11 protein-coding genes are annotated in these 11,698 nt (G+C 36.9%); 6 read left to right on the forward strand and 5 right to left on the reverse strand.

Annotated features, from left to right (window positions below; translation table 11 throughout):
* Positions 1–134 precede the first annotated feature (134 nt).
* Positions 135–845 carry a C40 family peptidase gene (locus tag V0410_RS16365; RefSeq protein WP_202841871.1) on the reverse strand — a complete coding sequence of 237 codons (711 nt, stop codon included), beginning with the start codon at positions 843–845 and terminating at the stop codon, positions 135–137.
* Positions 846–1,183: 338 nt separating this feature from the next.
* Positions 1,184–3,379 (reverse strand): glutamine synthetase III family protein, encoded by a 2,196-nt coding sequence (locus V0410_RS16370; RefSeq protein WP_137904454.1) that lies wholly within the window; start codon positions 3,377–3,379, stop codon positions 1,184–1,186.
* A 304-nt stretch (positions 3,380–3,683) separates the two neighbouring features.
* Between V0410_RS16370 and V0410_RS16375 the strand changes: the two genes are divergently transcribed.
* The 4 genes from V0410_RS16375 to V0410_RS16390 all read left to right on the forward strand — a co-directional run bounded on the left by V0410_RS16375 (position 3,684) and on the right by V0410_RS16390 (position 8,387).
* The gene (locus V0410_RS16375; RefSeq protein ID WP_330744895.1) at positions 3,684–5,375 is read left to right on the forward strand and encodes a DUF6909 family protein; all 1,692 of its coding nucleotides are present in this window, start codon (positions 3,684–3,686) and stop codon (positions 5,373–5,375) included.
* 46 nt (positions 5,376–5,421) lie between these two features.
* On the forward strand, positions 5,422–5,901 hold the full coding sequence (locus tag V0410_RS16380) for a cysteine peptidase family C39 domain-containing protein (protein WP_330744896.1): 480 nt from the start codon (positions 5,422–5,424) through the stop codon (positions 5,899–5,901).
* Positions 5,902–5,905: 4 nt separating this feature from the next.
* Positions 5,906–6,376, forward strand: coding sequence for a DUF1572 domain-containing protein (locus V0410_RS16385; protein WP_330744897.1), 471 nt, complete (start codon positions 5,906–5,908; stop codon positions 6,374–6,376).
* Between the two features lie 172 nt (positions 6,377–6,548).
* The gene (locus V0410_RS16390; protein ID WP_330744898.1) at positions 6,549–8,387 is read left to right on the forward strand and encodes a M1 family metallopeptidase; all 1,839 of its coding nucleotides are present in this window, start codon (positions 6,549–6,551) and stop codon (positions 8,385–8,387) included.
* 46 nt (positions 8,388–8,433) lie between these two features.
* Here the strand turns inward: V0410_RS16390 and V0410_RS16395 are convergent, their stop codons facing one another.
* Positions 8,434–9,036, reverse strand: coding sequence for a hypothetical protein (locus tag V0410_RS16395; RefSeq protein WP_330744899.1), 603 nt, complete (start codon positions 9,034–9,036; stop codon positions 8,434–8,436).
* Positions 9,037–9,225: 189 nt separating this feature from the next.
* Here V0410_RS16395 and V0410_RS16400 point away from each other — a divergent pair, with 189 nt between their 5' ends.
* Complete coding sequence (locus V0410_RS16400) at positions 9,226–9,984, forward strand: type III pantothenate kinase (RefSeq protein WP_110009141.1); 759 nt, start codon at positions 9,226–9,228, stop codon at positions 9,982–9,984.
* A 68-nt stretch (positions 9,985–10,052) separates the two neighbouring features.
* The gene (locus V0410_RS16405; RefSeq protein WP_330744900.1) at positions 10,053–10,580 is read left to right on the forward strand and encodes a GNAT family N-acetyltransferase; all 528 of its coding nucleotides are present in this window, start codon (positions 10,053–10,055) and stop codon (positions 10,578–10,580) included.
* 68 nt (positions 10,581–10,648) lie between these two features.
* Here the strand turns inward: V0410_RS16405 and V0410_RS16410 are convergent, their stop codons facing one another.
* Positions 10,649–11,080: a nucleoside deaminase gene (locus tag V0410_RS16410; RefSeq protein ID WP_330744901.1), complete on the reverse strand. Its 432-nt coding sequence runs from the start codon at positions 11,078–11,080 to the stop codon at positions 10,649–10,651.
* Positions 11,080–11,697, reverse strand: coding sequence for a hypothetical protein (locus V0410_RS16415; RefSeq protein ID WP_330744902.1), 618 nt, complete (start codon positions 11,695–11,697; stop codon positions 11,080–11,082). Before V0410_RS16415 ends, V0410_RS16410 begins: the two co-directional genes overlap by 1 nt.
* Position 11,698: the final 1 nt, after the last annotated feature.

The following is an 11,698-nucleotide window of genomic DNA, read 5'->3' on the forward strand; positions in this document are numbered from 1 at the left end:
GGGAGAGGGTTTTAGCCCGTTTTTCTCCTTCATATATCTTCACCTGCCTTAGCCGGAATTTAATTGAAATAGCGTATATAAAAAAGCCATCAGGATTCTGATGGCTTCATTATTTAAATCAATTATTTATAAAATTAAAAATTTGCGGGTGTAGGAAGAGTAGCTGCGGCTAAGTTATTGTAAGCTTCTCCTTCTTCGTTGATCACTCTTTTTGCGAATCTGAATTTAGGTCCCCAATAAGAATCATTCAGTGAAGAAATCATTACTCCTTTTGATGTTGCTGCGTGGATAAATTTAATCTCACCTTCTTCAGTAACACTTTCTACAATACCTACGTGAGAAATTCTTCTTCCATGAGAAAAGAAAATCAAATCTCCCTTCTGTAGTTCTCCTCTTTCTACTCTTTCACCTTCCTGAGCCTGAGACGCCGCTACTCTGGGTAAGCTAAGACCTGCTGCTGCTCCGAATACAGAAAGAACAAAAGCTGAACAATCTATACCGTTTCTTGTAGTTCCTCCATATCTGTAAGGAGTTCCAAGGTATGTTTCAGCTTCTTCAAGGATACCGTCAATGGTTTTATTATGTTTGATTGCTTTTGCAATCTCAGAATTCTTAACTGCTTTTTTAGCACTAGCGATAGATGCCGCCTTTTCAGCAAGGAATGAGTCGATAAGTTTTTGCTTATCCTGCTCCATTTTTTTGTTATCTATAGAAGCTAGTTTGGCATCTGTTTTGTATTCTTTTGTGTAAGTTGCTGGTTTTGAAACCACATAATTTGTAGCACACGATTGCAATGAAACTGTAGAGACTAAAGCAACTAAATAAAACAAAACTCTTTTCTTCATATATATTTGATTATCCGTGTTAAAAAGGAATATTTATTTTCAAAAGCAATACAAAAGTAGAGATTCCGAGCAAAAGACCCCTGATATGATAATTGTCAGGATCTTATTTTAACACATTTTAACATATAATTTACATATGTTAAAGAAAAATAAACCGCAACAGCCTTTTTTTGGTAAGTGTGCGGTTTTTTTTATTAAGATTCTTTAACAAACTTCTTCGATTTTCTTCTATATATCACGTTTTGTGATTCAAAGTCCTAATTTTCAGTGCTGTTAAAAAAACAAAAAAATTCCCCGGTTTTCCGGGGAATTTAAACTAATATGGAACTTTACAGGTGTTATTTGGTAAACAACATTTCTCTGTATTTTGTCATTGGCCAAAGCTCATCATCCACCATCATTTCCAAAGCATCAGAAGCTTCTCTGATAGGATCAAATAATGGTTTTACTTTGTTACAATAGTTTTCTGCCTGTTTTTGGCTGTCTGATATGGTTTTTGCAGCCTCTCTTGCTTTGATAAGGTCTTCAACACCAAGCTTAATTTTAGAAACATTTTCAGAAATGCTTGTAATTAAACTCATCTGCTCTTTTGCCAGCGTTTTAAATTCTTTATCACCAAAGATATCTTTAAGACCTTTTACGTTTTCAATTAATCTGTTCTGATAATTTAATGCAGATGGAATGATGTGGTTTCTTGCGATATCACTTAACACTCTTGCTTCAATATCAATTACAGTAGAGTATTTCTCTAATTTAATCTCGTTTCTCGCTTCAACTTCTCTGTGGTTGAAAATTCCCATCTCTTCATAAAGGTCTAGGAATTTCTTGTCCATTTCCTGTTTTAAAGCTTCAGGAGTCGTCTTAAGGTTGTTCAATCCTCTTTTCTTAGCCTCTTTCGCCCAGTCATCAGAATATCCGTCACCTTCAAACATAATGTTTTTACACTGCTTGATGTATTCTCTCAATACATTAAAGATCGCTTCGTCTTTCTTAAGACCGGTTTCAATTAAAGCATCCACTTCTTTCTTGAAATCATTAAGCTGTTTAGCTGCAATCGTGTTCATTACGGTCATAGACTCTGCACAGTTTGCAGAAGAACCTACCGCTCTGATCTCAAATTTATTTCCTGTAAATGCAAATGGTGAAGTTCTGTTTCTGTCTGTGTTATCCAGCAGGATTTCAGGAATTTTACCAACTACATTTAATTTTAATTCTGTTTTCTCTTCCGGAGATAGTTTTCCGTTGGTTACTTTTTCAAGTTCTTCCAATACACTGAACAGCTGGCTTCCGATGAATACGGAAATAATTGCCGGCGGCGCTTCGTTGGCACCAAGCCTGTGGTCATTGCTTGCAGAAGCGATACTTGCTCTTAGAAGATCTGCATATTCGTGAACCGCTTTAATGGTGTTAACAAAGAATGTCAAGAACTGTAAGTTTTTCTTTGGGTTTTTTCCAGGGCTTAACAGGTTTTCACCAGTATCAGTTGCTAAAGACCAGTTGTTGTGTTTTCCGCTTCCGTTTACTCCTGCGAATGGTTTTTCGTGGAAAAGAATATGGAAGTGGTGTTTGTGTGCTACTCTTGCCATGATGTCCATCAACAAAGAGTTGTGGTCTACAGCAACGTTAACTTCTTCAAACATTGGTGCAAGCTCGAACTGGTTAGGGGCAACCTCGTTATGTCTTGTTGTTGCAGGGATACCCAATTTCATACATTCGATTTCCAGCTCTTTCATGAAGTTCATTACTCTTGTCGGAATAGAACCGAAATAATGGTCATCCAGCTGCTGTCCTTTTGCCGGAGAATGTCCTAATAATGTTTTACCTGTTAATACAAGGTCCGGACGTGATTGGTATAATGCTGAATCAACAAGGAAGTATTCCTGCTCCCAACCCAAAGTAGGAGTTACCTTCGTTACATTTTTATCAAAATACTGCATTACATTCGTTGCAGCTTCATCCACAGCGTTCAAAGCTCTTAAAAGAGGAGCTTTATAATCTAACGTTTCTCCTGTATAAGAAATGAAGATAGAAGGAATACATAATGTAGTTCCCATAATGAATGCCGGAGATGTAGGGTCCCAAGCTGTATAACCTCTTGCTTCAAAAGTATTTCTGATACCTCCGTTAGGGAAAGACGATGCGTCCGGCTCCTGCTGGATAAGCATGTTTCCGCTGAATCTTTCGATGGCTCTACCTCCTTCGATTGGAGTGAAGAAAGAATCGTGCTTTTCTGCAGTAGTACCCGTCAAAGGCTGAAACCAGTGCGTATAGTGTGTTACACCTTTGCTCATTGCCCAGTCTTTCATCGCTACAGCTACCTGATCTGCGATATGTCTCTGGATTTTAGTTCCTTTTTTAATCGCATCCATGATAGAACCGAATGCTTCTTTTGTTAAATATTCTCTCATGGTTTCTTCTGAGAAAACATTTTTACAGAATAGCTCTGATAATTTCGCAGGGATCTCAACAGAGTTGTCTTTTCTGAAATCCTTAAATGGAAGGGTTTCTAATGCTTTGAATCTTAAGGTTGACATAATTGGGTTGATTTTTTACAGCGCAAATTTACAAAAAAAATGAATTGAAAACATTTTACCCCTAAAAATTTTAGGGGTGGTTTGAAAATTTATATAATCTAAACAAATGTTTAGCGTTTTTTAAGAGGGTTGTTTTGTGATTTAATATTTAGGATGTGAGAATTCACGCGTGTTTTATAGATGTTAATGTAAATATACTATATATTGTGCAAATTAAAATAATACGATGGGATTAAACGACTTGTTAAAAGACAGTTAAAATAAAGTGGGCAAAGATTTTGTATATTTGTGTGAAATTTATTTTATGACAAATTCTAGAGCAAGAGAAACAACAGAGGCTATTGAAAGACTATACATCTCTATGAGACACTTATTTTATAGAGGATTTTTCAAGCCGGGCGGAGTTTCAGGAGAAAGTATCAGAAGTTTGTTAAAGACCATCAATCCGGAAATTTATGGAACTATGAATATTCCAAGCAAATTGGAATTAGACGGTTTGATGTATGTACTGGACAGACTTCCGGAAGGAATTGAAGAATGTGCTTTTATTCATCTTACATCTGATGAAGGGTTTGATAAAGGAAGTTTCGAACCTATTGTTCCCAAGAAAAGAAGAAGAAACTGTTATAGAATAGACGAACACCAGATGAATATTGAGGTTCTTTTGGGCCGTTCCGAAATTTATGACATTCTTACCCACCTTACCTTCCTGTTTATAGAAGCTGATAAAATCCGTAATCTGGCATTCATCCAGGATGAAAACTGGAAACCGACACGTGCCTTCAAAATTATTGAAGAAGTAGTGAAGGGAGAAAAAAAATTCAGCAGAAAAGAAAAAGAAGTGGCACTTATTCATCTTTCTTCTTTAATAGGAAGATCTTTTGATGAAACTTTAAGAGCTTATAATACTTTTGGTGACGATCATAATCCTGACCGTCTGTTCAAAATCATTTACAACTTAGGAAAAGTAAGTCTTGATGATGCAAAAGGTAGCAGAGAAAGAGAAATTCATTTCAGTTCTATATTGAAAGAAAGAGTAGGGCACCATTATTTTGGAGAAAAATGGGCAAACAAAGTGAAGGAAGTTTTATTTGAAAACAATCTTCATATGCGTCCTTTACACATTATTTCAGCCAATATGCACTCGGTGAAAAATATGCTGTATGCCAATAATGCCCTTAAAAAGAAGCAGCACCACGAGGTGGATTATAAACTGTACGAAGAGATCTCCAACAAGAAAGAACTTCGTGATAAAGTTTTAAAATATGCTTTGGAGGAAGGGATGATTCATATTGCTGACAAGAGTGGAAGTAATATTGACGTTCAGATTATAGACCTCAGCAAAACAGATTTGAAAAATACACCATTTGCAGACATCAAGTTCTCAAGTGATGATGTAGTAATGGTTTTTGACTATGCCTTCGGAGAGCAGGCTTTCGAAGTAATGGACGAATTGCTGAGACCTTTTGAACATAAAGGAGAAGTATACATGATGCATGTAAAATCTGTTTCCATCATGGGTAAAGCAGGTATTCTTACCGGAGCGAAAGGTGATATCATGATCCCTACTTCTCATATTTTCGAAGGAACTGCAGATAACTATCCTTTTGAAAATGCCTTAAAACTGGAAGATTTTAAAGATGATGAATTAAAAGCTTTTGAAGGACCAATGATTACGGTGCTGGGAACCTCTCTCCAGAATAAAGATATCCTTTCCTATTTTATGAATACTTCATGGAAAGCAATCGGTCTTGAAATGGAAGGAGCACACTACCAGAAAGCTATTCAGGTAGCATCCAAGATCAGACACCATATTTCACCGGATTTGTTTGTCATGTATGCTTATTATGCATCGGATAATCCGTTGGAAACGGGAAGCACACTGTCTTCAGGAGGGCTGGGTCTTACAGGAGTAAAACCAACGTATCTCATCACTTTAAGAATCCTTGAAAAGATTTTAAAAAGCGGTAAGAAAGAAGCTTCTGCTAAAAAATAATTACATTTTTAAGATGACTTTTCTTTATAAATTAAGAAATAATTTCATGAGCGTATCTTTTATGCTCATGATTTTTTTTGTATCAAGTTGTAATGTAAAAGAAGAACAAAATTTTCCTTTTTACCAACAAACGAATGAAAATAACTGTGGCCCTGCTTGCTTAAAAATGATTTTTGAGTATTATGGAAAAATATATTCAGAAAAGTATTTGGGCGAAATGACTCATGTCAATAGTAATGGAACAACTATGCTTGAATTATCTGATGCCTCGGAATCGCTGGGATTTAAACCTATAGGACTAAAGGTTGATTTTCTAAATCTGAGTAAAAATGTAAATTTACCATGTATTGCTTATTGGAAATCTAAACACTTCGTAGTAGTTTATAGGATAGAAAATTCAAAAGTTTATGTAGCAGATCCAGAAGACACCTTAAAGGTTTATGATAAGGATGAGTTTTGTAATTTGTGGGAGGATCCTCAATATATTGGTGAAAAGACTGGTTATATTTTAGAAATTAATAAATAAAATTATGAGCCAAATCTTACAATTATCAAAAAGATTCAGAGAAGTTTTGCTGGATGGTTTCTGGATCGCCAATACCAATTTTAAAGATCAGCTTTCAGAGGTGACTTGGGAACAGGCGGTAACAAAAGTAGATACTTTGAATACCATTGCGATGCTTACTTTTCACATCGATTATTATATTGCAGGGATTATTAATGTCTTTGAAGGAGGAGCTCTTGAGATTAAAGACCAATTCAGTTTTGATCTTCCTCCCATAGAATCTCAGCAACAATGGGAAGACTTGCTGAGTAAACTCTGGACGGATTCCGAAAAGTTTGCCACATTATTGGAACAGATGCCGGATTCCCAACTGGATGAGGTTTTCGTTGATGAAAAATATGGAACTTACCGAAGAAATATCGATGGAATGATTGAACACAGCTATTATCATCTGGGACAGATTACTTTAGTTAAAAAACTGTTGAAAAACAGCTGAAATTACATATCCTATCCTCAAAAAATATCCTTGCAAAGAGCTCAAAAAAAGAATTTAACCATCCATATTAAAATCCATCTAAAACCATAACAAACAGAATAAAAACCTCAGAATAACTCCTATTTGAGGTTCTTACTTAAATTAACTACCTTTAGAAAAAATAAAATTTTAAATGAGAAAATCGGCTGCAATCATTTTTGCGTTTATCATTTCACAATTTCAGGCTCAGCAAGGAGCTTATTATCAGCAGGCTGCGAAGTACAAGATGGATATAGATGTCAATGCTGAAAAATTTACCTATCAGGGAAAACAAACATTAGAATACACCAACAATTCGCCCGATGAGCTGAATGTGGTTTATTTCCACTTATACTGGAATGCTTTTAAACCTAATTCCATGATGGATCAGAGAGTGGCTTCCCAGGGAAAAAATGGGGACGGGAGACTGCAGAAAGATGGTATTTCAAGACTCGCTTCCATTCCAAAAGATCAGGAAGGAGCTCAGAACATTCACTGGATTAAACAAAATGGGAAAGACCTGAAGTTTGAAGTTCAGGAAACCATTATGAAAGTGTATCTGGCAGAACCGATCAAGCCTAATTCTACGACTACTTTTACAATGGATTGGGATGCTGTGATTCCTATGCAGATCAGAAGAAGCGGAAGAAACAACAGAGAAGGAGTAGACATGACCATGACGCAATGGTATCCGAAAATTGCTGAATACGATTATGATGGCTGGGCCACTTTCGATTATCTGGGAAGAGAATTCCATGCACCGTTCTCCGATTTTGATGTTACCATTAAAATCAACAAAGAGTATATCGTAGGAGCAGGAGGAATTCTGGAAAATCCAACAGAAGTAAAAGGCTACGATGCCAATGCCAAAATAAAAACAGAAAAAGACAAAAAAGCGGTCTGGAAATGGACCGCAAAAAATATCCTTGATTTTGCATGGAGTGCAGACAGAGATTATTCTGTAGAAAGCTTCAATGTTCCGGAAGGTCCGAAAGTATATCTGGTGTATCAGAAAAATGATAAAACGAAAGCATGGGGTGAATCTCAGCCTTATATCACGAAATATTTCCAGATCATGAATGCTCACTTCGGGAAATATGTATATCCTACCTATGCCTTTATCCAGGGCGGAGACGGCGGAATGGAATACGGGATGTGTACCATGATTTTAGGAGAAGCTAAAAGTGTTAAAGATTTGATGGGATTAATGGCTCACGAAGGAGCCCACTCATGGTATCAGCAGATGCTTGCCACTAACGAATCTGTACGTCCGTGGATGGATGAAGGTTTTACAAGCTATGCGGAAGGCTATACCATGTATCAGTTATTCCCTGAAGATCTTCCGAATCCTTTTGTTGAAAGATTGGATGCCTACAGAAACTTCGTTAAAAAAGGAATTGAAGAACCTGCCGTTTGGTTGGGAGATCATCATGATAACGGTACATCTTACACCTATGCATCCTATGTAAAAGGTGAATTGTATCTGGTGCAGCTTGGATATATTATGGGAGAGCAGAATCTTGCAGAAACCTTAAAGCAATATTATGACCTGTGGAGTATGAAGCATCCTTCAGACAGGGACTTCCTTCACATTGCACAGAAAGTTTCAGGGATGGATCTGAAATGGTTCCATAATTACTGGATCAATACGACAAAAACTATCGATTACGGAATTAAGGATGTAAAGTATGATGCGAAATCTACCACCATTACCCTGATTAATAATGGTCAGGTTCCGATGCCAATTGATTTTGGTGTGATGACGACCGATAAGAAAGTCGTTACCTATCAGATTCCGATGAATATGACCCATACATGGAAAGAAAAGGATATCTATGGTGAGTTTAAAACAATGCCTTACTGGCCATGGACTCAGAAAGAATATACCCTTACTATTCCTTATACAAAATCTCAATTGTCTGTCCTGGGAATCGATTTCAGCCAGAGAATTGCAGATGTGAATATGGAAAATAATTTTGTAGAGGTGAAATAATTATAAATATATCACATAAAAATCCACAGATGAGTCTGTGGATTTTTTATTGTATTCCAAATTGCTGTACCATCCAGTGATTGGGATGATTTTGGATAAGATCTTTCCTCAAAGTTTCATCTTTGGTATTTAGATAATTGTAAACCTTTAAAGGAACAGAATCCGGATATTCTTTTAAGCCGTTTGCAACTGTAATTTGTGCTTCTTCCTTTTTTGTGCCGCTCTCCAAGGCCTCCGCTTTAAAAATGTAAATAATTGCCGGGAGCTTTCCATATACTTCTTTTGTTTCACTTTCCAGAAGATTCATGGTTTCAATCTGAAACACGGGATCAGTTTTTTTTCCTTCTGCCACGGCCTGGCTGATATGCTGCTGATACATCAAAAAAAGATAAAGCAGGTGTATATTCTTGGTATTTGAATCCGAAACTGCTTTTTGAAGTTTGTGGGTAAACTCGGGAGTCATTTCATCATTGTCAGCCTGAAGATTTTTTTGATAAAACTCATCCATCAGATCATAAACTGCTTTATCCTGAGTATCAATTTTTGACTGACTTTTTATTTTTTGTAAAATGCCTGCCATTGAATTGCCGGATTGTGCAAAAACAGAGATGCTGAGACATAGTAAAGTACCGAGGATCAGTTTTTTCATGAGATAGTCAGAATAATTATAATGTGTTATTAAATATACTGATTTGTTCCGGAGAAAGAAAAAATAAGTGAGCCATTGTAATTTAGTCTGATTATGACAGGTTCTTTTTTTTAAAATTATTAAATTTAGTGCCTCAAAAATAAGCAGGATTTCAATTTGTGTAATGAATTTCTTCTGAAAAATATGTCAATGAATTCAATCGTAATAAACGTAGGAAACAGCAATATCAGATTTGGTCTTTTCAATGGCGATAATTGTGATATTTCGTGGGTTATCAATACAAAACCTTACAGAACAGCAGATGAACTTTATGTACAGATGCTGATGCTCTATCAAACCTATAAAATTGATCCGAAAGAGATTGATAAGGTAATTATCGGATCCGTAGTACCTCAGCTTACCAAAGTAATGAGCTCAGGGATCAAAAAAATTCATGGAACAAATCCTGTGATTGTTGACAGAAATACTCCTTCCGGAGTACAGGCAAAATCTAAGCAGATGGGAACAGATATCTATGCCAACCTTGTAGCTGCACACAATCTTTACCCGAACAGAAAGAAAATTGTCATAGATTTCGGAACAGCCCTTACAGCAAGCTGTGTAGCTGAAACAGGAGAAACCTTAGGGGTAATTATTGCTCCGGGAATTGTTACGTCTCTGAATTCGCTGATCAACCAGACTGCACAGCTCCCGGATATCGAACTGAAGAAACCCAAATCTGTTTTGGGACTGGATACGGTAACCTGTATGCAGAGTGGTATGGTATATGGCTTTCTTGGAATGGTAGAAGGCTTTGTCAGCCGTATCAACGAGGAAGTGAATGACGATTGTTTCGTAGTAGCAACGGGAGGTGTTTCCCATGTTTACAAACCCCTTACGGATAAGATCCATGTGATGGACAGGCTCCATACATTGAAAGGTCTGTATTTCCTCGGAAAAGATTTATAAATTTAAATGATTAAGGTTGAGGTTGGATCCAGCTGATACTTTAGTTCCTCAATCTTACAATTAATATAATGGAAAAATTTCCCGTACTACAAACCGAAAGACTGATCCTTTCACAGCTGGAAGAAAAGGATATTCCTTTTATCGTTGAACTTCTTCAGCATAGGATTTTTTCTGATCTTACTTCCAATATTCCTTATCCATACGTGGAAAATGATGCCAGATCCTGGGTGAAAATGTCAAAAGAAGCTTTTGAAAATAATACAGGGTATACGTTTGCTATCCGGAATAAAGAGGATCAGATCATAGGAGCTATCGGGCTGCATGACAGAGATGATGATAAAGCTGAACTTGGCTACTGGATAGGCATTCCTTACTGGAACAAAGGGTATGTAACCGAGGCTGCAAAAGCAATAATAGATTTTGGCTTTAAAGAATTGAAGCTGAATAAAATTTTTGCTACTCATTTTCCTCACAATCCTGCTTCCGGAAGAATTATGGAGAAAGTAGGAATGGAGCAGGAGGCTGTTCTGATAAAAGAAGTGAAAAAGGACGGAGAATATTTTGATCTGGTGAGATATTGTATCTTAAAAGACTAAAGAGATTGTCTTACTATTATAAAATTGAAAGCCGGAGAATATCACTATCCTCCGGCTTTTGTTTTTAATTATCTTTTACTTTTAAAAAATTCTTTAACAATAGAAGAGCATTCCGATTCCATGATTCCCGTAATAACTTCTGTTTTAGGGTGGAGAGAAAGATGTTTATTGATAAAACCTCTCTGCTCATCACGCGCTCCAATCACTACTTTGGAAATCTGAGACCAGGAAAGCGCTCCTGAACACATCACACACGGTTCCATCGTTACGTAAAGCGTACAGTCTTTCAGGTATTTCCCTCCCAGAAAGTTGGCAGCAGAGGTGATGGCCTGCATTTCTGCATGGGCGGTCACATCGTTCAGTGTTTCAGTAAGATTATGGGCCCTTGCAATAATCCGGTTGTTGGAAACCACTACACATCCGATAGGGACCTCATCTTTTTCTAAAGCGGCCTCTGCCTCCTGCAGCGCCATTTTCATGTAATATTCGTCGGTAAACATTAATCTGTTATCGTTAAAGTTAAAGGAAGTTTAAAGCGGTAAATAGTAGGGTCGCCCTTCAGCATTGCCGGGGAAAATTTTTCCGCCAGGGAATATAAAGCAATTTCTGCCTGTCTGTTAAAGGTAAAATTATCTCCCTGTGCATGAACATTGCTGACTGTTCCATCTTTTTCAACAATAAAATCCACATCCGTTTTTATCATCTTCTCTTTAGAATATACTCCGTCAACATACAGCAGATTGGCGACTTCCTGCCTTAAAGAATTGATACCTCCGGGATAATCCGCAATCTTTTCAGCATCTGCAAACTTTTCAGATGAGGTGAGCCTGGGATTTTTGATGGTTTGAAGGTCCTCCAGATTCCTGACTTTTAATAAAGCTCCAATCAGGGCATTGTTTTCAATGCTATCCATTTTTTTCATGAAAAAAAGGAAGTCTCCCTTTATCGCAGCTTTTTTTACCGTATTGGATTCTGCATCAAATTTCTTTTTAAACTCTTTATTCAGCATATTTCTGTGCTGGTTATAATAACTCTTTACAAGTCTGAACTCTTCTTTCTGCTGTGCGAGAAAAGAGGAAGAGATAAAGTAGCTGATGCCAATGAATAAAGTTTTCAAT

The organism is Chryseobacterium sp. CP-77 (assembly GCF_036362765.1).
GTDB classification, from domain to species: Bacteria; Bacteroidota; Bacteroidia; order Flavobacteriales; family Weeksellaceae; genus Chryseobacterium; species Chryseobacterium cupriresistens.